Origin of the sequence: Escherichia sp. E14S1, from assembly GCF_004211995.1 — a bacterium.
Classification (GTDB): Bacteria; Pseudomonadota; Gammaproteobacteria; order Enterobacterales; family Enterobacteriaceae; genus Escherichia.
In genome coordinates, this window is the sequence record NZ_RHJQ01000015.1 from 29,853 (window position 1) to 53,318 (window position 23,466).

Genomic DNA, 23,466 nt, shown 5'->3' on the forward strand with positions numbered 1-23,466 from the left:
TACCCGCTCTTAAGCATCACGTGCTATGTTAGTGACACACAAAAGCGTTGAGGAACAGTGAGATGATCGTATTAGTAACTGGAGCAACGGCAGGTTTTGGTGAATGCATTACTCGTCGTTTTATTCAACAAGGGCATAAAGTTATCGCTACTGGTCGCCGTCAGGAGCGGTTGCAGGAGTTAAAAGACGAGCTGGGAGATAATTTGTATATCGCCCAACTGGACGTCCGTAACCGCGCCGCCATTGAAGAAATGCTGGCATCACTTCCTGCCGAATGGAGTGAGATTGATATTCTGGTGAACAATGCTGGACTGGCGCTGGGTATGGAACCTGCACATAAAGCGAGCGTTGAAGACTGGGAAACCATGATTGATACCAACAATAAGGGCCTCGTGTATATGACGCGGGCAGTCTTGCCGGGCATGGTTGAGCGCAATCGTGGTCACATTATTAACATTGGTTCAACGGCCGGTAGCTGGCCATATGCAGGTGGCAATGTCTACGGCGCGACAAAAGCCTTTGTTCGTCAGTTCAGCCTGAATCTACGCACAGATCTGCACGGTACGGCAGTACGTGTCACAGACATCGAACCAGGGCTGGTGGGTGGCACCGAATTTTCCAATGTCCGCTTTAAAGGCGATGAAGGCAAAGCAGAAAAAACCTATCAAAATACCATTGCACTGACGCCAGAAGATGTCAGCGAAGCCGTCTGGTGGGTAGCCACTCTCCCCGCTCACGTTAATATCAATACCCTGGAAATGATGCCGGTTACCCAAAGCTATGCCGGGCTGAATGTCCATCGGCATTAATTTTTATACCCGGCCTCACCGCCGGGTTATTGCTTGTCACAAAAAAGTGGTAGACTCTTGCGGTTAACCCACTCAAAAGCAATAACGAATGACCGTCGAAACACAACTTAATCCCACACAGCCTGTCAATCAGCAAATTTATCGTATTCTTCGTCGCGACATTGTGCATTGCCTGATTGCACCAGGTACGCCGTTGTCGGAAAAAGAAGTTTCTGTTCGTTTCAATGTGTCACGCCAGCCGGTTCGCGAAGCCTTCATTAAACTGGCTGAAAACGGCCTGATTCAAATTCGCCCGCAGCGTGGCAGCTACGTCAATAAAATATCCATGACCCAGGTTCGCAATGGCAGTTTTATTCGACAGGCCATTGAGTGCGCGGTGGCACGGCGGGCAGCGAGCATGATCACTGAAAGCCAGTGCTACCAACTTGAGCAAAATCTTCATCAGCAACGCATTGCCATTGAGCGCAAGCAACTGGATGATTTTTTTGAACTTGATGACAACTTCCATCAGCTCCTGACTCAGATTGCTGACTGTCAACTCGCGTGGGATACCATTGAGAATCTGAAAGCGACCGTTGATCGCGTACGCTATATGAGTTTCGACCGCGTCTCCCCACCAGAAATGCTGTTACGCCAACATCTCGATATTTTCTCTGCTCTGCAAAAACGTGATGGCGATGCCGTAGAACGTGCAATGTCGCAACATTTGCATGAAATCAGCGAATCTGTGCGCCAAATCCGCCAGGAAAATAGCGACTGGTTCAGCGAAGAGTAATTCTTTACCTCTCATCCCATTCGGGGTGAGAGTTCATCCCCCTTCTTCTGGTTTATGCAAGCATCAAAAAAGATGTGAACTTGATCATAAACAAAAAAATATTCACTCGACAGGAGTATTTATATTGCGCCCGTTACGTGGGCTTCGACTGTAAATCAGAAAGGAGAAAACACCTATGACGACCTACGATCGTAACCGTAACGCAATCACTACTGGCAGCCGTGTTATGGTTAGCGGCACCGGTCACACTGGCAAGATCCTGTCGATTGATACTGAAGGTCTGACCGCAGAGCAAATCCGCCGCGGTAAAACCGTAGTAGTTGAAGGTTGTGATGAAAAACTCGCGCCTCTGGACCTGATTCGTCTCGGCATGAACTAAGCGTGTGAATGCCGCCGATGGCGGCATTGCTGTCACTTATCACTTCACCGCATATTTCGCCACGGTCGCTTTCGCGCCATGCGCTAATAAAGACAAATACGCTTCCGTCACCTTTGCTGTGAACAACGCATTGTTCGGCAAATCATCACCAAATATCGCATTAATCGCCATCAAGGACTGCACGCGCACTTGCCCTTCTGCACTACTTTGCACGGCCTCCTGAATGACCGGTAATAACGGGTCACTAATTTCGATGGGATTACCCTGCTCATCAACACCGCCGACATACCGCATCCAACCGGCGACGCCAAGCGCCAACAGATCGAACGCGCTGCCCTGTTTCAGATGCCAGCGAATGGAATCCAGCATTCGCTGCGGGAGTTTCTGACTGCCATCCATCGCAATCTGCCAGGTTCGATGGCGTAACGCTGGATTACTGTAGCGTTCAATCAGTCGATCCGCATAATTTTGCAGATCCACGCCCTGCAATTTCAGCGTCGGCGCCTGTTCCTGCAACATCAAGGCATGTGCCGCACGGCGATAATTTTCATCTTCCATGCAGTCATTAATATGCTGATATCCGGCCAGATAGCCCAGATACGCCAGGAATGAATGACTGCCGTTGAGCATACGCAGTTTCATCTCTTCATAAGGCAGCACATCGCTGACCAGTTCAGCACCTGCTTTTTGCCATTCCGGACGTCCGGCAACAAAGTTATCTTCAATAACCCACTGACGGAACGGTTCACAGGCTACACCTGCTGGATCGCGCACACCGGTGAGCTGCTCTATTTTATTCAGCGTTTCAGCCGTCACCGCCGGGACAATGCGATCGACCATTGTCGAAGGAAAAGTCACGTTTTCGACAATCCATTGCGCAAGTTCCGCATCAACAGCATGCGCATAAGAAGTGACAACGTCACGCATTACATGACCATTTTCCGGCATATTGTCGCACGACATCACCGTAAATGCCGGTAACCCTGCGGCCTTGCGTCGGGCCAGCGCCTCCACAATAACCCCTGGTGCCGTTTTCGGCTGGTGGGGATTGTTTAGATCGTCAACGATCATTGGGTGATCCAGCATTAACTGCCCGGTCGCCGGAGAGTGAAAATAGCCTTTCTCTGTAATAGTCAGAGAAACAATTGCAATTTGCGGTTCGCACATGGCAGCAAGCACAGCTTCCAAACCGTCTATTTGCACGTGCAACGCTTTTTTCACTACCCCCACTACACGAGCGGTCCAGGCATCGGCCGACATTTCCGCAACGGTATAGAGATTATCTTGCTGTTTTAGATCAGCTATTTGCTGTTCACCGCCAATCAAGTTCACTTCATAGTAACCCCAATCGCTGTGATGCTCGGCAGCCTGGATGTCGGCATACACACCCTGATGCGCGCGATGAAATGCGCCAAAACCTAAATGAACAATTTTGGGTGCCAGGTTATTACGATCATAACCAGGGAGTGTCGCTCTGGCGTTAAAAAGTCTGTTTTCCATAAGAAGACCTGTTTCTGTCAATTAAACTACGATGTATCTGTTGCAAATATCGCAGTGGTATATTTTTTCTCTTATCATTAGCGAAAGCCCGGCCACACTATCGGAAAATATAACCGGGTAACGAATAAAAATGGATTATTTCATACCTAGCAATGCCGGTAGCCACAGCGAAAGTCCCGGAATATAAGAAACCATAAATAGCAAAATGATATTTCCTGTAATAAACGGAATTACCGCTTTACTGATCTCTCCTAAAGAAACACGGGCAATTCCCTGCGAAACGAAGAGGCACACGCCAACAGGTGGTGTCGTCAGGCCGATAACAAGATTCATTACCATCATTACTGCAAAATGGATTGGATCCATACCGATAGCTGTCGCAACTGATAGTAATGGGGTAAAGAGAATCAATAGTGCTGCGATGGTTTCCATAAACATGCCGACCAACAACAGCAGCAGGTTAATCATTAGAATTAACAAATATTTGTTGCTTGTAATAGATAACATGCCATCAGCAATTTGCTGCGGGATCCCTTCAGATGTCAGGATCCAGGCAAAAACATTGGCGAAACCAACCAGCATCAAAATGCCAGCCGTACCGCTGATGCTTTCCATCATACATCCCATAAATTTGCTCACAGTCAAGTCACCATAGACAAAAAAGCCCACGATCAACGAAAACACAACAGCAAATACAGATGCTTCAGTCGGAGTAAACAGACCAGTAACCAAACCGCCGATAATCATGACCGGCATTAAAATTGCCCAGATCGCCCCACGCGTAGCATGTAACCGTTGACGAAATGTAGCCCGCTCACCTTTTGGATAACCCCGTTTATGCGCCAGGTACCATGCGATACTGGCCATGGTTAAGCCCATCATTAAACTAGGAACTGCCCCAGCGATAAAAAGTTTACCCACTGACAAACCGGTTAACGTACCAACAATGATCATTGGTACACTGGGCGGAATAATTGGACCGACTGTCGATGCCACTGCAGTTATTGCCCCAGAAAATGGTGCATCGTAACCACTGCGTTTCATTGCGGGGATCATTACTGATCCAATGCTGGCGGCTTCGGAAACTGCCGTGCCGGAAATACCTGCAAAGATCATTGAACCGCTAACGTTGGCCATTGCTAAACCGCCACGAATGTGACCCAGCCATGCGTTACTGAAAGATACAATTCGGTCAGTAATGCCGCCGCCGTTCATTAATCCTCCCGCCAGCAAAAAACCGGGGATACAAAGCAGTACAAAAGAGTCCATACCACTAAAGAACTGATTCGCCATAATGGCGAGTCCCATATCAGTAACCAGTAGATAGAAGATTGACGATAACGCAAGGGAGAAAATAACCGGAACTCCCAGCATAAGTGAAACAAAGAATATCACAAACAGACCAATAGTCGGATTCATGCGCTGTTCTCACATTAGATAATTCTATTTCCGCCCTTGCGGCGTAAAATCCCGAATCAAATTAAACAAAGTAAAAAGCGATATGTTTCCGGTAATGATAATCACCGAGGATGTCACCCATGCCTGTGAAATAGGCAGTGTAGTAGCCATACGCCACATTGTGCTTTCTACATATTCTACGGAATTGATCATTAGAGTAATTGAGCAGGTAAGAATAACCAAATCAATAAGTAGCACCAGATATTTTTTCAAACCAGATGGCAGCAGACTTACTACCAAATCAACGTTCACCAATTCACGTTTACCCGTTGCCAGTGCACAACCAAATGCGACAACGTAAACCAGTAGAAAGCGAGCGACCTCCTCTGTCCATGCTGGCGAACTTATTGGTAATGGACGAGATATAACCTGGAGCAATACTACACCAATGAGCGCAACTAATAAAACCGTACCAATAGTTAAATAAATTTTTTCTATATATCCATATAACTTATTAAACATATTTTCCCCTCAGTAGCTCAAAAAGGGGGAACATCTCCCCCGTTTAATATTATTTTGTTGCTCGAGCTTTTTCGTAAAGAGGTTTGATTTGTGGATTAATTGATTTTTCAACTGATTCATTTGCTATCCGAGCAAACTCGTTCTGATGTACATCAACCAGCGTCATCCCTTTCGCTTGCAGAGCTTCAACTAATTTAGCTTCATCCTGTAAATATAGTTCGTGTTCATAGGCCTGTGCCTCTTTGCCTGCATCAATAATAGCCTGCTGGTATTCTGGCTTCAGCTTATTAAACTTCTTCGTCCCCATAACCAGATAGATCCAGCTACGAACATGTTCTGTCCGGTTAAGATACTTCTGCACTTCAAAGAAACTACCACTCATAATCATAGAAAGTGGATTTTCCTGCCCTTCAATCACTCCCTGCTGCAAGCCAGTAAAAACTTCAGAAAATGCCATTGGTGTCGGTTGCGCGCCCAAATCTTTCCAAACGTTGATGAACATTGGTACGTTCGGTAAACGTAGAGTTAACCCTTTAAGTTCTTCCGGATTGGTAATCGGACGGTTAGACGTCAGGTTACGGGGGCCGCGTTCAAACCAGGCGATGGTTTTCAGTTTCACACGCTCTTCAATATCTTTGGATATTTGTGCGCCAACTTCACCATTAACAATTTTTGCCATTTGTTCTGAAGAAGTAATCATATAAGGCACTGCCAGCAATGCCGCAGAAGGTGCCCAGTTTTGTAATGACTCACCTGTAATGGTCATATCAACGCTTCCTAGCTGAATTGCGTTAATAATATCCATTTCTTTACCTAATGATTCATTAGGATAGATTTTAACTTCTACCGCATTATTTGTTTTTTGCTTTACCAACTCAGCAAACTTCAGTGAGGCTTTATGCCAACTATGTTCTTCATTTACAGGATGCCCTAATTTTAGGGTAACATCTGCGGCGATAGCTGAAAAACTTAATAATCCACCAAACAGAGTACAAAGTGCCAGAGATAGCTTTTTCTTTTCCATGATTAATGTTCCTTTGTAGGTACAGTTACTTTTATATAAGACATTCAGGACTCGGGGAATTTCAATAATACTTTGCACAGCCCTTCTTGTTGAGACTCGATGAGTTTAAATGCTTCATGTACATGTTGAATATCAAAAACATGACTTATAATATTCTCCGGATGAATTAATCCCATCACCATCCACTCAATAACTGTAGGGAACATACGACAATTTAAACGCGATGAATAGAGGGTTAACTCACGACGAGTTAATTCTTGTTGCGCTATTGCGGACGGTGTCGCAGAAAAACCTAAAAGTCCAATTCGCCCGGCAGGAGAGATTAACGTCACGGCTTCTTCCAGGATAGATGGATGGCAAACCGCATCATAAATTAACGTAGGTGTTAGTTTATTATTGTGCAGAAATTCCCGTAATGAACCATTCCGGTTATTAAAAGTATGAGTCGCACCACAACGTCCTGCCATAAGCAGGCGATCTTCGCGTTGATCCACCACAATTACTGGAATCTGCCAGACGTTACACAAAACATCAATAATTGTTAAACCTGCCGGACCTGCTCCATATACCAGTGCAACATCCGTTGGGAAAACCCCCGTACGATTGGTTACATTGGCGGCTACCGCATACGGTTCAATTGCCGCTGCAAGGTTTGCTGGTATAGATTCCGGCACTCGCCAGATGTTAGTTGCTGGAACACAGGTATAATCGGTAAAGCCACCATCGCGATGAACGCCTAATACGTTTAAGCTTTCGCACACATTCGGGCGCCCAATTGAACATGGATAACAATGACCGCAGCTAATGACTGGATCAACCACGACGCGTTCACCAATGCGTTGCGGAGAGATATTGTCCCCTACACTGGTTATCGTTCCGACAAATTCATGTCCTACGATACGAGGGTAAACCGCAAAAGGATTTGCGCCATGATAAATATGCAGGTCTGAACCACATATCCCTGCATACTCAACTTTGACACAAACTTCATCAGCTTTTGGCGCAGAAGAAACGCTATCAATCAGATGTATTTGTCCAGGTTTTTCAACCACAACACTAACCATATATTCCGTCCTTACCAGTTCCAGAGTGTGCCATCTTCCAGGCGTGCGACTGGCAGATATGCAGGTTCATAGGGATATTTCGCTGCCAGCTTTTCATCAAACTCGATGCCAAGACCCGGTTTATCGCCCGGATGCATATAGCCGTTATCAAACGTCCAGTTATGCGGGAAGACTTCGAGCATTTGTTCGGAATAGCCCATATATTCCTGAACGCCGAAATTTGGTACCCACAGATCAAAGTGCAGCGCCGCTGCCATGCAGACAGGTGACAAATCAGAAGGACCGTGTGAGCCAGTGCGTACCTGATACAGGGATGCAAAATCAGCGATCCGACGCATACCGGTGATGCCGCCCGCATGAGTCAGCGTGGCGCGGATATAGTCAATGAGTTGTTCTTCTATCAGTTGTTTGCAGTCCCAAATGCTATTGAAGACTTCACCCACCGCAATTGGCGTGACGGTGTGTTGGCGAATGAGGCGGAAACACTCCTGGTTTTCCGCAGGCGTCGGGTCTTCCATCCAGAACATGCGATAATCTTCAATGCTTTTACCAAAGCGTGCCGCTTCAATAGGCGTTAAGCGATGGTGCATGTCATGCAGCAGATGTTCATCAAAACCAAACTTGTTACGTACCGAGTCGAACAGTTTTGGCATGAAGTCGAGATATTTTTCCGTCGACCACAACTGCTCCTCCGGCCACTGCCCTTTTGTCGCAGGTTCATAAGCCAGCCCTTTGCCTTTGGACATGCCATAGGTGGTCTTCATGCCTGGAATGCCGCACTGTACGCGGATGGCTTTGAATCCCAGTTCCTGATGACGAGCATAATCATCCAGTGCCTCATCAATGGAGTGACCGGTCGTGTGACAATAAACCATAACCCCTTCGCGAGACGCGCCACCCAGTAGCTGATAAAGCGGCATGTTGGCGGCTTTGGCTTTAATGTCCCACAGCGCCATATCAACAGCTGAAATGGCCGACATGGTGACTGGACCGCGACGCCAGTACGCCCCTTTATAGAAAAACTGCCAGATATCTTCGATACGGTGTGCATCGCGACCAATGAGTTGTGGGCAAAGATGATCTTGCAGATAAGATGCTACCGAAAGCTCGCGTCCGTTAAGCGTGGCATCGCCAAGACCGGTAATACCATCCTCGGTGGTGATTTTTAAGGTGACAAAATTACGTCCTGGACAGGTGACAAAAACTTCAGCCCCTACGATCTTCATGTTTTATTCCTTGCATCGATCTTCGTGATGCATGAAATCTACGCAGTTGAACCACTGCCATACAAGTATGAAGAAACAAAAAAGCCAGAATGATCACAAAAAAAGGCGCGTATTTGCGCCGTGAATAGATCTAAAGACAGCCAGATTTCACTGTTATTTTGGACGCCATGTATGGCATATCTTATTAATAATAAAAGAGATTTATCATTCCAGGCAAAATCAAACTCGTCCCCAGCCAGCAACAATAATCAACATCCCGCATAGCGCGACCAATGCTCCAGTCCAGTCGTAGAGACTGAGTTTTACGCCATCCACAACCCGCAGCCACAGCAGCGCCGTGCAAACATAAACGCCACCATAAGCTGCATACACTCGCCCACTGGCCGCCGGATGCAATGTTAACAGCCAGACGAAAAGCGCCAGAGAAATCCCCGCCGGAACCAGCAGCCATACGCTGGCGTTCCGTTTAAGCCATAGCCAGGGCAGGAAGCATCCGACAATTTCACACAAGGCGGTAGCAAAAAACAGTAACGTTGTTTTAATCATTTTTGTCACTCATTGACATCATGTATATTTATGGCTCGACATAATATCATCACCCTCTACATCCTTCTGGTACGTTTTGCGTTCGCAGTGGATCGTGTAAAATCCCCTTTAAACATTCATGTAAGGAATGAATCATGAATATTACTTCCAGCAAACGGCTCGGACTGCTCGCTTTTCTGCTACCTTGCGCACTGGCATTTAGCGCAACTACTCATGCAGAAACCAATAAACTGGTGATTGAGTCTGGCGACAGCGCACAGAGTCGCCAACAGGCGACAATGGAAAAAGAACAATGGAATGAAACTCGCAATTTGCGTCAAAAAGTCAATAAACGCGCCGAAAAAGAATGGGATAAAGTTGACTCCGCATTCGATAGCCGCGATAAATGCGAACAAAGTGCCAACATTAATGCCTACTGGGAACCGAATACTTTACGTTGCCTGGACCGTCGTACTGGCCGCGTAATTACCCCCTAACCTGTTATTGATATAAGGAATGTAAGGACACGTTATGACAAGCGCCCACAGTGTTAAGCTACGTCCGCTGGAGCGTGAAGATTTACGCTATGTGCATCAACTCGACAATAACGCCAGCGTGATGCGTTACTGGTTTGAGGAACCCTACGAAGCCTTTGTTGAACTCTCTGATCTGTACGATAAACATATTCACGATCAGAGTGAGCGCCGTTTCGTGGTGGAGTGCGATGGTGAAAAAGCGGGTCTGGTGGAACTGGTTGAAATTAACCATGTCCACCGCCGCGCAGAATTTCAGATAATCATCTCCCCGGAATACCAGGGCAAAGGTCTGGCAACACGCGCAGCAAAATTAGCAATGGATTATGGCTTCACTGTTCTTAATCTCTATAAACTGTATCTGATTGTCGATAAAGAGAATGAAAAAGCGATTCACATTTACCGTAAGCTCGGTTTTACGGTCGAAGGTGAACTGATGCATGAATTCTTTATTAATGGTCAATATCGCAATGCCATTCGCATGTGTATATTCCAGCATCAGTATCTGGCGGAACATAAAACGCCGGGTCAGGCGATGCTGAAGCCGACCGCGCAATAGCGTTAATAATAATCAATGGTATTTTTGATAGTGTAAACCCGTTCGACGGCGGGTTTTTCCGCTTCATCAACAATGATCAATTGGCAGTCCACCGGATTGGCGTGACTGTCATATTCACAGCTTTGCTTCACATTACCAACTTGTTGATTATTCAGTAAAGTAACCGCCGTGTAATCGAGTTTTTTGATCGGATCAGTTGATGGTGTTGCCGTGACTGATAACGTTTTATCGTTGCTTACCGTGGTTTTACCCAACGGATAGCCCTGTTCATCATACCTATAATCCACTTTCATCTGTTTACTGCTGGCTTTAACTACAAAGCCATTATCATCGGTTTCCCAACTCACTCCGGCGGAAGGTAATTCTGCTAACTGGCATTTACCCTGTAAACGTACTTTTTTCTCCAGTGTCTGCGCATCACGGTAATAATTCGCATCCAGCACTAAGGCAACCACGGTATTATTTTCCAGATCCAATAATTCAAGCGAATCGAAGCAACCTTCTTCCGATAAGCTGCCTGAAACACGTTTCGTCACTTCCCCTTGTTCATTCATCAATGTCTGGGTGAAATCTTTAACCGGACCACGCAGCGGATCGAAATCAAATTCATTAGAGAAGCTGGCCATCTCTGGCGTAAAAGAAAACGTCACTTCTGCGCGATCGCATCCTGTAAGCATTATCGCGAGCAAACATGGCAGTAATTTGAAATTCACTTTAGTCACCAGACAGTAGAGATTATTATCAATCATAGTAGTAAATACAGTGCTTTACACGTGAAATGCTATGCTTAGTGAGTAATATTCATTTAAGGAGCCAATGATGAAAATCTCAACTTATTGCGCCGCGCTACTGCTCGCAATTGCCTCACCCGCCGTGCTGGCCGCGCCAGATTCTTGTGAACGGATAAAGAGCGATATTTCACAGCGTATTATCAATAACGGTGTGCCAGAAAGTAGCTTTACTTTAAGTATTGTGCCAAATGATCAGATCGATCAACCTGACACCAGGGTGGTTGGCCATTGTGCCAATGATACTCATAAAATTCTCTATGACCGCACCACCAGCGGTAACAATTCTGCCCCTGCACAACCGACTCAAGATGGCGCGCCTGCCGAACCGCAGTAAAAAGTATGATGGACGCTGGCGCGTCTTATCAGGTCTACATACTGCAACGTGCTTGTGTCTCATACCGGGCGGTGAGATGATCGGGCGAGCGCGATTTTATGGCCTGCATATGACGGTAGGAATGGCCGTCGCAGGTTAACAACTTGGTGCGGGGCAAGCCGCACGTTTCAGGATGATAAGAATGACGCATTTTTCACAACAAGATAATTTTTCTGTCGCGGCGCGTGTGCTGGGGGCGCTGTTTTATTACGCCCCAGAAAGCGAGGAAGCCGCGCCTCTGGTTTCTGCAATGACCAGCGATGGCTGGGAAACTCAGTGGCCTCTGCCGCAAACTTCTTTAGTGCCGCTGGTAACGGCTTTTCAGCAACAGAGTGAAGAGTCGCGTACACAGGCCTGGCAGCGTTTATTCGTTGGCCCGTGGGCGTTGCCGTCCCCGCCGTGGGGATCGGTCTGGTTGGATCGTGAATCGGTACTGTTTGGCGATTCAACGTTGGCACTTCGTCAATGGATGCGCGAAAAAGGCATTCAGTTTGAGATGAAGCAAAACGAACCCGAAGATCATTTTGGCTCCTTGCTACTGATGGTGGCCTGGCTGGCGGAGAACGGTCGTCAGACAGAGTGCGAAGAGTTGCTGGCGTGGCATCTTTTACCGTGGTCGACGCGCTTTCTCGAGGTGTTTATCGAAAAAGCAGAACACCCTTTTTACCGCACGCTTGGTGAACTGGCTCGCTTAACGCTGGCTGAATGGCAGTCACAATTGCTGATTCCCGTCGCAGTTAAGCCACTGTTTCGTTAAGGTTACCGTAGCATCACCGGATGGCGGCAATATCGCGCCATCCGATATTTAATAAGTTACAGTGTCACACCATTTCCCTACTTAAAGCACGCACAGCTTTTGCGCCTGACGTCTTTTCCCGCAAAATAGATGCCCGTGTTTAAATTGCCATTTCTACTCATGCATCATCTACACCTTTACCCGGATCTGCGCACCATGTTCCGTCGTCTGCTTATCGCAACGATAATCGGTATTCTCGCGGCGTTTGCCGTTGCCGGATTCCGTCATGCCATGCTGTTGCTGGAGTGGTTGTTCCTGAGCAATGATTCCGGGAGTCTGGTCAATGCTGCGACAAACCTTTCTCCGTGGCGACGCTTGTTAACTCCTGCGCTCGGTGGTCTGGCGGCAGGTTTATTGCTCATGGGTTGGCAGAGAGTTACGCAGCAACGACCCCATGCGCCGACCGATTATATGGAAGCGTTGCAGAGCGAGGGGCAGTTCGATTACGCAGCAAGCCTGGTAAAATCACTTGCCTCTCTGCTGGTGGTGACAAGCGGTAGCGCAATTGGCCGTGAAGGGGCGATGATTCTGCTGGCGGCTCTTGCTGCATGCTGGTTTGCCCAACGTTTTACGCCGCGTGAAGAGTGGAAATTATGGATTGCCTGCGGTGCTGCGGCAGGCATGGCTGCAGCCTATCGCGCACCGCTTGCCGGGAGTTTATTTATTGCCGAAGTGCTGTTTGGCACCATGATGCTTGCCTCTCTTGGCCCAGTGGTGATTTCAGCCGTGGTGGCATTGCTTGTCAGCAATCTTATTAATCACAGCGATGCATTGCTCTACAGCGTTCAGTTCGAGGTGACGCTGCATGTGCGGGACTATGCGCTAATTATCAGTACCGGCGTACTGGCTGGTCTTTGCGGACCATTACTGTTGAAAATGATGAGCGCCAGTCATCAAGGTTTTGTTCACCTAAAACTGACGCCGCCCTGGCAGTTGGCGTTAGGGGGGGTGATCGTCGGCCTGCTTTCCCTGCTCACGCCTGCCGTATGGGGCAATGGTTATAGTACGGTGCAATCCTTTTTAACCACCCCACCACTGTTTACGGTCATTGCTGCGATCTTCATCTGCAAACTTTTTGCCGTGCTGGCCAGTAGCGGTTCCGGCGCGCCTGGCGGCGTGTTTACGCCAACGCTATTTATCGGGCTTGCAATTGGCATGCTGTATGGACGTAACCTGGGGTTATGGCTTCCAGGCGGCGAAGAAATGACGCTTTTACTCGGACTAACAGGGATGGCAACTCTGCTGGCTGCGACCACGCATGCGCCAATTATGTCGACATTGATGATATGTGAAATGACCGGGGAGTATCAGCTACTCCCCGGTTTATTGATTGCCTGCGTGATCGCGTCGGTAATGTCGCGGACCTTACACCCTGACTCTATCTACCGACAGCACACTACGCAGCATGGCTAAGCGGATGTATTGACCCAGTTCTCGCTGTTCAGCTCGGGGCAGATAAGGCAGTTCACCAATGAGCGGTGCCGGAAGTTTTTTACCCAGCACATCAATGATTTCAGCATAATGCGCTAACCCAGGGTTAATACGATTAGCCACCCAGCCAATGAGCGGCAGACCGTCGTTCGCAATCGCTTGTGCGGTCAGAAGCGCATGGTTAATACAGCCTTCCTGAATACCCACCACCATCAACACTGGTAGCTGCTCCTGGACCACCCATTCAGAGAGCGGACGCAGATCATTCATCAGGCTACGCCATCCGCCAGTCCCCTCAACGACAACATGATCAACTTTGTCAGTCAGGTTAGCCAGACCATTTGAAATGAGCGTGTAATTGATTGGACAACTGTGCGCCACGCTACTTTCTTCTTCGCTTAACGCAATGGGATTGACTGCTTCATAAGGCAGTTCAATTGATGAAACACTCTGCAACACCAGGGCATCTTTGTTACGCAGCCCCTCAGGTGTCTCTTTGCTCCCCTTCGCTACGGGTTTGTATCCCGCAACTGTTTTTCCCTGGGAGGCTAACGCTTGTAGCAATGCGCGGGAAACCACCGTTTTCCCTACAGAAGTGTCTGTACCTGTTATAAAGAAACGCTTCAGCATCACTAACTCCACCGTTATGCTTCACTAATATAAGCCAGGAAAATAATTCAACGTGGAAAGTCTAAGTTATGCTTTCTGCACTCAATTTGAGATAGCGCAAATTTTGGTAGAACAGTTAAAAAATGTTAACCCTGCAACAGACGAATCAGCAAAGATCCATTATATAGCGCATCTTTTACCAGCGCGGCCCCTGCCATTGTCCCCTGATTGGTGAACTGAGTGCTCTCAACGCTAATATGCTGGCTGTATGCAGGAAGCGCCTGCTGACGGATGCTGTCAGAAATCACAGGGAACAGAATATTTGCCGCTTTGCTTAACGGCGAGCCAATCAGTATTTTTTGTGGGTTAAATAAATTCACCATGATGGCCAGAATACGCCCAACATGCGCGCCTACGCCAGTGATAATATCCTTTGCCAGCAAGTCACCCTGCAACGCCGCATGGCATAATGAATCCACGCTCAAAGGCTGCCCGTGCAACATCGAACTCATTGACTGATTAAGACGTAATTGCGCCAGTTCGAGGATGCTGTCCACACTGGCGATGGTTTCCAGACAACCGTGGTTACCGCAATAACAGCGTTTACCATACGGATCCACCTGGGTATGACCAATTTCTACCAGGCTACTGCTTCCAGCATGTAACAAGTGACCGTCGGTAATCACGCCCGCGCCAACATTGTGATCAATTACCACCTGAATCACATCGCGCGCCCCGCGAGAGGCTCCAAATAATGCCTCGGCCATCGTCCATGCACTAATATCATGCTGAATGTAAACCGGTACACCTGTGTGCTGCTCCAGCGCTTCGCCGAGCGGCATCTCTTTCACATCCTCGTAAAACGGCATCCGGTGCACAATACCATTTTCCGTATCAATAATTCCCGGCAAAGTAATGGCGATGGATGTCAGGCGCTCGAGTTTTTTCTGATGACGGATAAAAAACTGATCAATATGCGCAATGATACGTTCCAGCAAAGGCAATTCATCCTGAAGCGCCAGCTCCTGTGTCTCTTCCACCACCAGCTTGCTGCTTAAATCACGCAGGGCAAGAAAAATTAAACCACGACTGATGCGCAGAGAAAGATAATGCCAGGCTTCTGTTTCCACCACCAACCCCACCGCAGGGCGGCCACGGTTTCCCCCTTCTTTAATTTCTAACTCTTGCACCAGATGCGCTTCTAGCATTTCGCGGACAATTTTGGTGATACTGGCGGGAGCCAGTTGCGCCATGCGGGAAAGGTCGATACGCGAAATGGGACCAAGCTGATCAATCAGGCGATAAACAGCACCCGCGTTGGTCTGCTTTATTTGATCAATATGTCCAGGCTGGTTTTCTGCAACCACCTTATACTCCCTATATTTTCGCGCTCCGAAATAATCTGTAGGCTATGGTGAAACACTTCAATGCGTGCCGTCAAATTTTTACTTAGCCATGTGATTAACAGCACACTTTTCGGGTTTTTTAGCTGAATTTTACCTCACCTGAGAGCATTCAGCAGCTGAATACGAAAGTTTCGCGCTGCCGGACTTTGTTCATGATGCGTCGGCCAGACCAACCACATTTCAGAAACCGCATCTTCTTCAGCAATAGGTATCCAACGCATTTCATTAAGCTGAACACGCTTAAATGAGGCGGGCAAAATCGAAACGCCCAAACCGGCAGACACAAGGCCAATGATGGTCATCGCCTCGCCCACTTCCTGGGTAATAACCGGTGTAAGATTGTAGCGTCGCATCAGGCCCAGAATGTCATCATAAAGCCCTGTCCCAACGTGAGGATCAAAGAAAACAAACGGCTCTTTTGCCAGTTCCGCCAACGTAACTACAGATTTACCGGCTAACGGATGATCGTGCGGAATCATCGCCATAAGCGGTTCATGCACAATTACCGCATGGTTCAACGTCTCCGGCAGCAAAGTATTGCGTAACAGTCCCATATCGAGCGTCCCTTCGATAAGGGGCGCAATTTGCTCGCGGGTATTCATCTCGCGCGTCTGCAAATGGACATCAGGAAATTCGCGGCGAAATAACGATAAGGTATCTGACACTGCGCGAATGAATGGCGCCGATGAGGTAAAACCAATGCGTAACTCTCCCGCCTCCCCCTGATGCAGTCGTTCTGCTCGCGCGGCGGCATCGTCTACCAGAGAAAGAATTTGACGACTATCGGCAAGAAATTGTTTGCCTGCAGCGGTGAGCGCGACGCTTCGATTGGTCCTGGCCAGCAGGCGCGCGCCAATTTGTTGCTCCAACGCCTGAATCTGTTGGCTTAGTGGCGGTTGAGAAATATTCAGGCGCGCAGCAGCTCGACCAAAATGCAATTCTTCTGCAACAGCGATGAAGTAACGTAGGTGACGCAATTCGATATTCATATTTCATACATATTATTTGAGACTATTAATATATTAGACATAACAATTCGATTTTCCTACTCTATTCCTGAGCTAACACAACGCGCATATTTAGTAAGGATTTCAAGTGAGTCGTACCACAACTGTTGATGGCGCTCCGGCAAGCGCCACTGACAAGCAAAACGTTTCCCAGCCAAACCTGTTCATTAAACGCGGTACGCCGCAATTTATGCGCGTGACCCTGGCGCTTTTTTCTGCCGGACTGGCAACCTTCGCACTTCTCTATTGTGTGCAACCTATCCTTCCGGTTCTTTCACAGGAGTTTGGCTTAACACCCGCAAACAGTAGTATTTCACTGTCAATTTCAACGGCAATGTTGGCTATCGGATTGCTGTTTACTGGCCCGCTTTCCGATGCCATTGGTCGCAAACCAGTGATGGTTACGGCGCTGTTATTGGCCTCCATCTGCACGTTACTTTCGACGATGATGACCAGCTGGCACGGCATTTTGGTGATGCGCGCCTTGATTGGCCTTTCATTAAGCGGCGTGGCTGCGGTGGGCATGACCTACCTTAGCGAAGAGATCCACCCGAGTTTTGTCGCCTTTTCGATGGGGTTGTACATCAGCGGTAACTCGATTGGCGGCATGAGCGGACGCTTAATTAGCGGTGTCTTCACCGATTTCTTCAACTGGCGAATTGCACTGGCAGCGATTGGCTGTTTCGCACTGGCCTCGGCGTTAATGTTCTGGAAAATTCTTCCAGAATCTCGCCATTTCCGCCCTTCCTCACTGCGCCCTAAAACATTGTTTATCAACTTCCGTCTGCACTGGCGCGACCAGGGATTGCCTTTATTATTCGCAGAAGGTTTTTTGCTGATGGGCTCATTCGTCACCCTGTTTAATTATATTGGCTATCGCTTGATGCTTTCCCCGTGGCATGTCAGCCAGGCGGTGGTGGGTTTATTATCGCTGGCCTATTTGACCGGTACCTGGAGTTCACCAAAAGCTGGAACCATGACCACCCGCTTCGGACGCGGTCCGGTGATGCTGTCTTCGACAGGTGTCATGCTTGTTGGCCTGTTAATGACATTGTTCAGTTCGATATGGCTGATTTTTGCCGGGATGTTGCTCTTCTCCGCCGGATTCTTTGCTGCTCACTCGGTCGCCAGCAGCTGGATTGGCCCCCGTGCTAAACGCGCCAAAGGCCAGGCTTCCTCGCTGTATCTGTTCAGTTACTACCTGGGGTCAAGCATTGCTGGAACATTAGGTGGGGTCTTCTGGCATAACTACGGCTGGAACGGCGTTGGCGCCTTTATTGCGTCGATGCTGGTGGTCGCGATTATAGTGGGTACACGTTTGCACCATCGATTGCACGCCTGAAAAAATAAGCCCGGGCTGAGTAAAATACCCACCCGGGCTTATTGTCTGCTCAACTCAACGTTAATAACCATCCTAAAATAGACGAAGCGCCAGCCAATTCCCGCAGCGCATCTAATGTCATCAGGATAATAAATACCCAAATTAGCGGATTCATTTACTGTGTGTCATTTATTGATGATGCAAAGTAATTCTACCGTTTTGGGAACAGAGAAATAGTAAACTCGATCAAGACTACTGATATTAGTAGGGAATTTACCTTAAGTCACATCGCGTTATTATTTACCAATTTACTTTGTACATATCGTTACATGCCGAAACCAACCACTCACGGAAGCCTCTCATTACCCGAGATATAGTCATTACATCGGCCCCGTAGTGGGGTTGCATAAAAAAACCAAATTGAGGGTATGACAATGAAAAAAGTATTAGCTCTGGTTGTTGCCGCTGCGATGAGTCTCTCTTCTGCCGCTTTTGCCGCAGAGACTGCGACCACACCTGCCCCTGCAACTACTGCCACCAAAGCTGCACCTGCAAAAACCATGCATCATAAAAAACAGCATAAAGCAGCACCAGCCCAAAAAGCGCAGGCGGCTAAAAAGCATCATAAAAAAGCGAAAACCGAACAGAAAGCTCCGGAACAAAAAGCACAAGCCGCGAAAAAGCACACCAAGAAACACAGCCATCAGCAACCTGCAAAACCAGCTGCCCAACCAGCAGCTTAAGTTTTCAGCAGCAATAATGGCGCGCCCCCTCGCGCCTGAAAATTACGGCGCTAGACGGATAACGTTTAGCGCCGCCTTAAGCGGAGGGTACTATGGTGGGCCGTTATCGCTTTGAGTTCATTCTTATCATCCTTATTTTATGTGCATTGATTGCCACTCGCTTTTATCTTTTCTGATCGTAGTTATCTGATTTCACTCCCACTTTAATCCCGTCCCGGCTATAGTATTTATGAGGGTTTGCTTTTAATAATCATAATTACCCACCAGAGTGTGATATGCGTACAACCATTGCTGTAGTACTGGGTGCAATTAGTTTGACATCTGCATTGGTATTTGCAGATAAACCTGACAGTCCTGAATCGGCTAATGATGAAGTCAGCACCCTTTTTTTCGGTCATGACGATCGAGTGCCAGTAATTAACACGACCCAATCTCCGTGGGATGCGGTTGGGCAACTGGAGACTGCCAGTGGAAATCTCTGCACGGCCACCCTGATTGCGCCCAATCTCGCATTAACGGCGGGGCACTGTTTATTAACGCCGCCAAAAGGCAAACCAGACAAAGCAATTGCGCTGCGTTTTGTGTCGAATAAGGGGCTATGGCGCTATGAGATCCACAACATTGAAGGCCGCGTTGATCCGACATTAGGTAAACGGTTAAAGGCTAATGGAGATGGCTGGATTGTCCCGCCTGCTGCCGCGCCGTGGGATTTTGGTTTGATTGTGCTGCGCAATCCGCCTTCTGGCATTACACCCTTACCACTTTTCGAGGGAGACAAAGCAGCACTCACCGCCGCATTAAAAACGGCAGGTCGTAAAGTGACCCAGGCAGGCTATCCCGAGGATCACCTGGATACGTTGTACAGTCATAAAAATTGCGAAGTGACTGGCTGGGCGCAAACGTCGGTGATGTCGCATCAGTGCGATACCCTACCGGGTGACAGCGGTTCGCCGCTAATGCTGCATACTGATGACGGCTGGCAGTTGATTGGCGTGCAAAGTTCGGCGCCTGCGGCTAAGGATCGCTGGCGGGCTGATAACCGGGCTATCTCTGTTACCGGCTTTCGCGACAAACTGGAAGAGTTATCCCGGCAATAGCGTTTAAATGCTGCCCGAAAATACGGGCAGCATAAACATCAGGCGAGTTTCACCATGATCATTCCGGCTAACAACAGGACCAGACCAACCCAGCCTTTGCGGTTTAACCGCTGACCAAACAGGACCCAACCGGCTCCTAATGTGGCGACAATACCAAACCCACCCCACAGCGCATACGCCACTGACAAGTCGATCCCTTTCACTGCCTGGGATAGTGCACTAAAAGCAGCAAGTACCGCCGCCAGCGACAACAAGCCATAGACTTTACGGCGAAAGCCATCAGAAAATTTCAAAAAGACGTTAGCAATAATTTCCAGCACTATCGCCAGTGCCAACCAGGCGGCGTGAATCCATTCAAACTGAGCCATGATTCTGCTCCAGCGTAGATTTACGCACTTTACGTGTACCCGATTTGATCAAGACAATCCCGGCAACCAGAGTTGTTAACCCGACAATTTTCATCAGCGATAAACTTTCATCAAATAACAGAACGCTAAACAGCGTAATAAATAAAATACCGATACCTTCCCACAGCGCATAGGCTACGCCTAACGCAATTTTTTTAACGGCGAAAGAGAGAAGTATATATGACAGAGAAATCATCACCAGCATTAAAATAAACCCGCTGTTTCCATCACTGACGCTAGCCCATTTCATAGATAACGTGCCGGTAATTTCTGTGGCAATAGCCAGACCTAATAAAATCCAATAAAAATACATCGTCCTTCTCCTGCAAGAGAATTATTTTAATATTCGCTTAATTCAGCGAAAGTAAAGAGGTCAAGCCCAGCGCATAGCGCAAGCTTCGGCAGAAGAAAGGACTAAAGCGCGTTGCGCCAGTGCTGCTCACCTGCGAGCAAGATAGTGGATGAGGTACGAAGATGGGTAAATGTAGAAAATAACGTCCTGAACAAATTGTCCATAAAATTACAATTATCCGCAGTGTTGCTTCTCGTCATCGCGGATGATAATTGTCCTCGGTAGTTGAACACGTCTGATTTGTATCATAGCTTAAGAATTAACTCAAAACATTTTCATTTCTTTACCTGAGTGGTTTGATTTTCGTTATAATGCCGCCGCTAAAAATAAAATATTATTAGCGAAGGAAGAATATACGGGGATAAGCATGGCAAAGCCGATCATCACACTCAATGGTCTAAAAATCGTCATAATGTTGGGAATGCTGGTCATTATTCTGTGCGGTATCCGGTTTGCCGCCGATATCATCGTCCCCTTTATCCTCTCGCTATTTATCGCGGTAATACTTAATCCTCTGGTACAACGCATGGTTCGCTGGCGAGTGCCGCGCGTACTGGCGGTGTCAATTTTGATGACCATTATCGTGATGGCGATGGTGTTAATGCTGGCCTATCTCGGTTCAACACTCAATGAACTGACCCGCACTTTGCCACAGTATCGCAGCTCAATCATAAAACCGCTGCAGGCTCTGGAACCTTTATTACAGCGCGTGGGTATTGATGTCTCAGTTGACCAACTGGCTCATTACATTGATCCGAACTCGGCAATGACGTTGCTCACCAACTTACTGACTCAGTTATCTAATGCCATGTCGTCAATATTTTTATTGTTGCTGACGGTGTTGTTTATGCTGCTCGAAGTTCCACAACTACCCGGTAAACTCCAGCAAATGATGGCGCGTCCGGTTGAAGGGATGGCGGCAATACAGCGCGCGATTGACAGTGTGTCGCATTACCTGGTACTAAAAACGGCTATCAGCATCGTCACCGGACTGGTCGCCTGGGCGATGCTCGCTGCACTGGATGTTCGCTTTGCTTTTGTCTGGGGATTGCTGGCCTTTGCGCTTAATTACATACCCAATATTGGTTCAGTTCTGGCAGCAATTCCCCCTATTGCTCAGGTACTGGTGTTTAATGGTTTCTACGAGGCGTTACTTGTACTGGCGGGATATCTGCTGATTAATTTGGTCTTCGGCAATATTCTGGAACCACGCATTATGGGGCGCGGGTTAGGACTTTCCACACTGGTGGTTTTTTTGTCATTAATTTTTTGGGGATGGTTGTTAGGACCTGTAGGTATGCTGCTTTCTGTGCCGTTGACGATTATTGTCAAAATTGCACTTGAGCAAACGGCGGGAGGCCAAAGCATCGCCGTTCTGTTAAGCGATCTCAATAAAGAGTGACGGCCTCCGTAGAGGCCGTTGAGGTTACAGAGCTTTGAGGATTGCATCCACGCTGGCTTTGGCGTCACCAAACAGCATGTGGGTGTTCTCCTTGAAGAACAGCGGGTTTTGCACGCCAGCATAGCCGGTGTTCATCGAGCGTTTAAAGACAATCACGTTCTGCGCTTTCCACACTTCCAGAACAGGCATGCCAGCAATCGGGCTCTTCGGATCGTCCTGTGCCGCCGGGTTAACCGTATCGTTGGCACCAATCACCAGTACGGTATCGGTATCAGCGAAGTCATCGTTGATTTCGTCCATTTCCAGCACGATGTCATACGGTACTTTCGCTTCCGCCAGCAACACGTTCATATGCCCTGGCAAACGCCCCGCAACCGGGTGAATCCCGAAGCGCACATTGATACCGCGCGCACGCAGTTTCTCGGTGATTTCTGCGACCGGATACTGTGCCTGCGCTACCGCCATGCCATACCCTGGAGTAATGATTACTGAATGCGAGTTTTTCAGCAGCTCCGCCGTCTCTTCTGCGGTGATTTCGCGGTGCTCGCCCACTTCCTGATCATCACCGGTAGAGGAACCATCAGTGCCGAAACCGCCCGCAATGACGCTGATAAAGGAACGGTTCATCGCCTTACACATAATGTAAGAAAGAATCGCGCCCGACGAACCGACCAGCGCACCGGTCACAATCAGCAGGTCGTTACTGAGCATAAAGCCCGCCGCTGCCGCCGCCCAACCGGAGTAGGAGTTCAGCATCGACACCACCACTGGCATATCAGCGCCACCGATGGAAGCCACTAAATGCCAACCGAAGACCAGCGCTATAGCGGTCATTATCAGCAATGCCAGCACCTGCAAGCCAACACTATCGGTACGAACAAACACCATCAACAGCAGGAAGGAAACGACCAATGCAGCCAGGTTCATTTTATGGCGGTTTGGCAGCATCAACGGTTTAGACGAAATCTTTCCGCACAGCTTACCGAACGCCACAACCGAACCGGTAAAGGTTACCGCACCAATAAAGATGCCAAGGAACACTTCCGTCAGGTGAATGTTGGCCAGAATCGGTGCCATTCCCGCGTCATGATGCAGATAGCTGTTAAAGCCAACCAGCACCGCCGCCAGCCCCACGAAGCTATGCAGGATCGCCACCAGTTCCGGCATTTCAGTCATTTCGACTTTCTTCGCCAGACGGATACCAATCGCGCCACCAATGACCATCGCAACCAGGATCCAGCCAACATTGCCAGTATCCGGCCCGAAGATGGTTGCAATTAACGCAATCGCCATCCCGGCGATACCGAAGTTGTTACCACGGCGAGACGTTTCATGTTTAGAAAGCCCGGCCAGACTGAAGATAAACAGGATCGCGGCAACAATGTATGCAGCTGTAACTAATCCTCCAGACATATGT

General features: G+C 48.2%; 27 protein-coding genes and 1 pseudogene. 14 read left to right on the forward strand and 14 right to left on the reverse strand.

Features of this window, described 5'->3' with window-relative positions:
* Positions 1–62 precede the first annotated feature (62 nt).
* The 3 genes from ydfG (at position 63) to ydfZ (ending at position 1,963) form a co-directional block, all read left to right on the forward strand.
* Positions 63–809 (forward strand): bifunctional NADP-dependent 3-hydroxy acid dehydrogenase/3-hydroxypropionate dehydrogenase YdfG, encoded by a 747-nt coding sequence (gene ydfG, locus D9734_RS17505; protein ID WP_130209267.1) that lies wholly within the window; start codon positions 63–65, stop codon positions 807–809.
* 88 nt (positions 810–897) lie between these two features.
* On the forward strand, positions 898–1,584 hold the full coding sequence (gene rspR, locus D9734_RS17510) for a DNA-binding transcriptional regulator rspR (RefSeq protein WP_130209269.1): 687 nt from the start codon (positions 898–900) through the stop codon (positions 1,582–1,584).
* A 175-nt stretch (positions 1,585–1,759) separates the two neighbouring features.
* The gene (gene ydfZ / locus D9734_RS17515; protein ID WP_000214710.1) at positions 1,760–1,963 is read left to right on the forward strand and encodes a putative selenium delivery protein YdfZ; all 204 of its coding nucleotides are present in this window, start codon (positions 1,760–1,762) and stop codon (positions 1,961–1,963) included.
* 39 nt (positions 1,964–2,002) lie between these two features.
* Here the strand turns inward: ydfZ and D9734_RS17520 are convergent, their stop codons facing one another.
* The 7 genes from D9734_RS17520 to D9734_RS17550 form a co-directional block, all read right to left on the reverse strand.
* Positions 2,003–3,463, reverse strand: a complete 1,461-nt coding sequence (locus D9734_RS17520) for a mannitol dehydrogenase family protein (RefSeq protein WP_130209271.1) — start codon at positions 3,461–3,463, stop codon at positions 2,003–2,005.
* Positions 3,464–3,598: 135 nt separating this feature from the next.
* Positions 3,599–4,882 (reverse strand): TRAP transporter large permease, encoded by a 1,284-nt coding sequence (locus D9734_RS17525; RefSeq protein WP_130209273.1) that lies wholly within the window; start codon positions 4,880–4,882, stop codon positions 3,599–3,601.
* A gap of 24 nt (positions 4,883–4,906) precedes the next feature.
* Positions 4,907–5,383 (reverse strand): TRAP transporter small permease, encoded by a 477-nt coding sequence (locus D9734_RS17530; protein ID WP_130209275.1) that lies wholly within the window; start codon positions 5,381–5,383, stop codon positions 4,907–4,909.
* Positions 5,384–5,432: 49 nt separating this feature from the next.
* Positions 5,433–6,407 carry a TRAP transporter substrate-binding protein gene (locus D9734_RS17535; RefSeq protein ID WP_130209277.1) on the reverse strand — a complete coding sequence of 325 codons (975 nt, stop codon included), beginning with the start codon at positions 6,405–6,407 and terminating at the stop codon, positions 5,433–5,435.
* 44 nt (positions 6,408–6,451) lie between these two features.
* The gene (locus D9734_RS17540; protein ID WP_130209279.1) at positions 6,452–7,471 is read right to left on the reverse strand and encodes a Zn-dependent oxidoreductase; all 1,020 of its coding nucleotides are present in this window, start codon (positions 7,469–7,471) and stop codon (positions 6,452–6,454) included.
* Positions 7,472–7,482: 11 nt separating this feature from the next.
* Positions 7,483–8,697, reverse strand: a complete 1,215-nt coding sequence (gene rspA, locus D9734_RS17545) for a starvation-sensing protein RspA (RefSeq protein ID WP_130209281.1) — start codon at positions 8,695–8,697, stop codon at positions 7,483–7,485.
* 219 nt (positions 8,698–8,916) lie between these two features.
* A complete protein-coding gene (locus D9734_RS17550; protein WP_130209283.1) occupies positions 8,917–9,243 on the reverse strand; it encodes a YnfA family protein in 327 nt (108 codons plus the stop codon).
* A gap of 134 nt (positions 9,244–9,377) precedes the next feature.
* Between D9734_RS17550 and D9734_RS17555 the strand changes: the two genes are divergently transcribed.
* Both D9734_RS17555 and speG read left to right on the forward strand, forming a co-directional pair.
* Positions 9,378–9,719 carry a DUF1283 family protein gene (locus D9734_RS17555; protein WP_130209285.1) on the forward strand — a complete coding sequence of 114 codons (342 nt, stop codon included), beginning with the start codon at positions 9,378–9,380 and terminating at the stop codon, positions 9,717–9,719.
* Positions 9,720–9,753: 34 nt separating this feature from the next.
* Positions 9,754–10,314: a spermidine N1-acetyltransferase gene (gene speG / locus D9734_RS17560; RefSeq protein ID WP_064529978.1), complete on the forward strand. Its 561-nt coding sequence runs from the start codon at positions 9,754–9,756 to the stop codon at positions 10,312–10,314.
* A gap of 2 nt (positions 10,315–10,316) precedes the next feature.
* Here speG and D9734_RS17565 read toward each other — a convergent pair whose 3' ends face one another.
* On the reverse strand, positions 10,317–11,027 hold the full coding sequence (locus D9734_RS17565) for a YnfC family lipoprotein (protein WP_130209287.1): 711 nt from the start codon (positions 11,025–11,027) through the stop codon (positions 10,317–10,319).
* Positions 11,028–11,133: 106 nt separating this feature from the next.
* Here D9734_RS17565 and D9734_RS17570 point away from each other — a divergent pair, with 106 nt between their 5' ends.
* From D9734_RS17570 to clcB, 4 genes and pseudogenes are all read left to right on the forward strand, one after another.
* Positions 11,134–11,439: a DUF1161 domain-containing protein gene (locus D9734_RS17570; protein WP_130209367.1), complete on the forward strand. Its 306-nt coding sequence runs from the start codon at positions 11,134–11,136 to the stop codon at positions 11,437–11,439.
* 52 nt (positions 11,440–11,491) lie between these two features.
* A pseudogene (locus tag D9734_RS23575) lies at positions 11,492–11,578 on the forward strand (hypothetical protein); the annotation flags it as partial.
* A 42-nt stretch (positions 11,579–11,620) separates the two neighbouring features.
* Complete coding sequence (dmsD, locus tag D9734_RS17580; RefSeq protein WP_130209289.1) at positions 11,621–12,235, forward strand: Tat proofreading chaperone DmsD; 615 nt, start codon at positions 11,621–11,623, stop codon at positions 12,233–12,235.
* Positions 12,236–12,394: 159 nt separating this feature from the next.
* Positions 12,395–13,687 (forward strand): voltage-gated ClC-type chloride channel ClcB, encoded by a 1,293-nt coding sequence (clcB, locus tag D9734_RS17585; protein ID WP_130209291.1) that lies wholly within the window; start codon positions 12,395–12,397, stop codon positions 13,685–13,687.
* Here the strand turns inward: clcB and bioD are convergent.
* The 3 genes from bioD to D9734_RS17600 all read right to left on the reverse strand — a co-directional run bounded on the left by bioD (position 13,640) and on the right by D9734_RS17600 (position 16,709).
* Positions 13,640–14,335, reverse strand: coding sequence for a dethiobiotin synthase (gene bioD / locus D9734_RS17590; RefSeq protein WP_130209293.1), 696 nt, complete (start codon positions 14,333–14,335; stop codon positions 13,640–13,642). The genes clcB and bioD overlap by 48 nt on opposite strands.
* 125 nt (positions 14,336–14,460) lie before the next feature.
* Positions 14,461–15,681 carry a sugar metabolism global transcriptional regulator Mlc gene (gene mlc, locus D9734_RS17595; protein ID WP_130209295.1) on the reverse strand — a complete coding sequence of 407 codons (1,221 nt, stop codon included), beginning with the start codon at positions 15,679–15,681 and terminating at the stop codon, positions 14,461–14,463.
* A 134-nt stretch (positions 15,682–15,815) separates the two neighbouring features.
* The gene (locus D9734_RS17600) at positions 15,816–16,709 is read right to left on the reverse strand and encodes a LysR family transcriptional regulator (protein ID WP_130209297.1); all 894 of its coding nucleotides are present in this window, start codon (positions 16,707–16,709) and stop codon (positions 15,816–15,818) included.
* A 106-nt stretch (positions 16,710–16,815) separates the two neighbouring features.
* On the opposite strand from D9734_RS17600, the gene D9734_RS17605 reads away from it, so the two are divergent.
* The 4 genes from D9734_RS17605 (at position 16,816) to D9734_RS17620 (ending at position 19,888) form a co-directional block, all read left to right on the forward strand.
* Positions 16,816–18,069 (forward strand): MFS transporter, encoded by a 1,254-nt coding sequence (locus tag D9734_RS17605; RefSeq protein WP_130209299.1) that lies wholly within the window; start codon positions 16,816–16,818, stop codon positions 18,067–18,069.
* Between the two features lie 413 nt (positions 18,070–18,482).
* On the forward strand, positions 18,483–18,791 hold the full coding sequence (asr, locus tag D9734_RS17610) for an acid resistance repetitive basic protein Asr (protein WP_214678558.1): 309 nt from the start codon (positions 18,483–18,485) through the stop codon (positions 18,789–18,791).
* Positions 18,792–18,883: 92 nt separating this feature from the next.
* Positions 18,884–18,967 carry a hypothetical protein gene (locus D9734_RS17615; RefSeq protein WP_000233091.1) on the forward strand — a complete coding sequence of 28 codons (84 nt, stop codon included), beginning with the start codon at positions 18,884–18,886 and terminating at the stop codon, positions 18,965–18,967.
* Between the two features lie 99 nt (positions 18,968–19,066).
* The gene (locus tag D9734_RS17620; protein ID WP_130209303.1) at positions 19,067–19,888 is read left to right on the forward strand and encodes a serine protease; all 822 of its coding nucleotides are present in this window, start codon (positions 19,067–19,069) and stop codon (positions 19,886–19,888) included.
* Positions 19,889–19,926: 38 nt separating this feature from the next.
* Here D9734_RS17620 and mdtI read toward each other — a convergent pair whose 3' ends face one another.
* The gene (gene mdtI, locus D9734_RS17625) at positions 19,927–20,256 is read right to left on the reverse strand and encodes a multidrug/spermidine efflux SMR transporter subunit MdtI (protein ID WP_130209305.1); all 330 of its coding nucleotides are present in this window, start codon (positions 20,254–20,256) and stop codon (positions 19,927–19,929) included.
* Complete coding sequence (gene mdtJ, locus D9734_RS17630) at positions 20,243–20,608, reverse strand: multidrug/spermidine efflux SMR transporter subunit MdtJ (protein ID WP_130209307.1); 366 nt, start codon at positions 20,606–20,608, stop codon at positions 20,243–20,245. Before mdtJ ends, mdtI begins: the two co-directional genes overlap by 14 nt.
* A gap of 406 nt (positions 20,609–21,014) precedes the next feature.
* Here mdtJ and tqsA point away from each other — a divergent pair, with 406 nt between their 5' ends.
* Positions 21,015–22,049 carry an AI-2 transporter TqsA gene (gene tqsA, locus D9734_RS17640; protein ID WP_130209311.1) on the forward strand — a complete coding sequence of 345 codons (1,035 nt, stop codon included), beginning with the start codon at positions 21,015–21,017 and terminating at the stop codon, positions 22,047–22,049.
* Between the two features lie 24 nt (positions 22,050–22,073).
* Here the strand turns inward: tqsA and pntB are convergent, their stop codons facing one another.
* Complete coding sequence (gene pntB, locus D9734_RS17645; RefSeq protein ID WP_130209313.1) at positions 22,074–23,462, reverse strand: Re/Si-specific NAD(P)(+) transhydrogenase subunit beta; 1,389 nt, start codon at positions 23,460–23,462, stop codon at positions 22,074–22,076.
* Positions 23,463–23,466 lie beyond the last annotated feature (4 nt).

Bases quoted from the DNA above. Each gene is read 5' to 3' on its own strand.
- ydfG (WP_130209267.1), top strand. From the start codon at position 63: ATGATCGTATTAGTAACTGGAGCAACGGCAGGTTTTGGTGAATGCATT.
- rspR (WP_130209269.1), top strand. From the start codon at position 898: ATGACCGTCGAAACACAACTTAATCCCACACAGCCTGTCAATCAGCAA.
- ydfZ (WP_000214710.1), top strand. From the start codon at position 1,760: ATGACGACCTACGATCGTAACCGTAACGCAATCACTACTGGCAGCCGT.
- D9734_RS17520 (WP_130209271.1), bottom strand. From the start codon at position 3,463: ATGGAAAACAGACTTTTTAACGCCAGAGCGACACTCCCTGGTTATGAT.
- D9734_RS17525 (WP_130209273.1), bottom strand. From the start codon at position 4,882: ATGAATCCGACTATTGGTCTGTTTGTGATATTCTTTGTTTCACTTATG.
- D9734_RS17530 (WP_130209275.1), bottom strand. From the start codon at position 5,383: ATGTTTAATAAGTTATATGGATATATAGAAAAAATTTATTTAACTATT.
- D9734_RS17535 (WP_130209277.1), bottom strand. From the start codon at position 6,407: ATGGAAAAGAAAAAGCTATCTCTGGCACTTTGTACTCTGTTTGGTGGA.
- D9734_RS17540 (WP_130209279.1), bottom strand. From the start codon at position 7,471: ATGGTTAGTGTTGTGGTTGAAAAACCTGGACAAATACATCTGATTGAT.
- rspA (WP_130209281.1), bottom strand. From the start codon at position 8,697: ATGAAGATCGTAGGGGCTGAAGTTTTTGTCACCTGTCCAGGACGTAAT.
- D9734_RS17550 (WP_130209283.1), bottom strand. From the start codon at position 9,243: ATGATTAAAACAACGTTACTGTTTTTTGCTACCGCCTTGTGTGAAATT.
- D9734_RS17555 (WP_130209285.1), top strand. From the start codon at position 9,378: ATGAATATTACTTCCAGCAAACGGCTCGGACTGCTCGCTTTTCTGCTA.
- speG (WP_064529978.1), top strand. From the start codon at position 9,754: ATGACAAGCGCCCACAGTGTTAAGCTACGTCCGCTGGAGCGTGAAGAT.
- D9734_RS17570 (WP_130209367.1), top strand. From the start codon at position 11,134: ATGAAAATCTCAACTTATTGCGCCGCGCTACTGCTCGCAATTGCCTCA.
- dmsD (WP_130209289.1), top strand. From the start codon at position 11,621: ATGACGCATTTTTCACAACAAGATAATTTTTCTGTCGCGGCGCGTGTG.
- clcB (WP_130209291.1), top strand. From the start codon at position 12,395: ATGCATCATCTACACCTTTACCCGGATCTGCGCACCATGTTCCGTCGT.
- bioD (WP_130209293.1), bottom strand. From the start codon at position 14,335: ATGCTGAAGCGTTTCTTTATAACAGGTACAGACACTTCTGTAGGGAAA.
- D9734_RS17600 (WP_130209297.1), bottom strand. From the start codon at position 16,709: ATGAATATCGAATTGCGTCACCTACGTTACTTCATCGCTGTTGCAGAA.
- asr (WP_214678558.1), top strand. From the start codon at position 18,483: ATGAAAAAAGTATTAGCTCTGGTTGTTGCCGCTGCGATGAGTCTCTCT.
- D9734_RS17615 (WP_000233091.1), top strand. From the start codon at position 18,884: ATGGTGGGCCGTTATCGCTTTGAGTTCATTCTTATCATCCTTATTTTA.
- D9734_RS17620 (WP_130209303.1), top strand. From the start codon at position 19,067: ATGCGTACAACCATTGCTGTAGTACTGGGTGCAATTAGTTTGACATCT.
- mdtI (WP_130209305.1), bottom strand. From the start codon at position 20,256: ATGGCTCAGTTTGAATGGATTCACGCCGCCTGGTTGGCACTGGCGATA.
- mdtJ (WP_130209307.1), bottom strand. From the start codon at position 20,608: ATGTATTTTTATTGGATTTTATTAGGTCTGGCTATTGCCACAGAAATT.
- tqsA (WP_130209311.1), top strand. From the start codon at position 21,015: ATGGCAAAGCCGATCATCACACTCAATGGTCTAAAAATCGTCATAATG.
- pntB (WP_130209313.1), bottom strand. From the start codon at position 23,462: ATGTCTGGAGGATTAGTTACAGCTGCATACATTGTTGCCGCGATCCTG.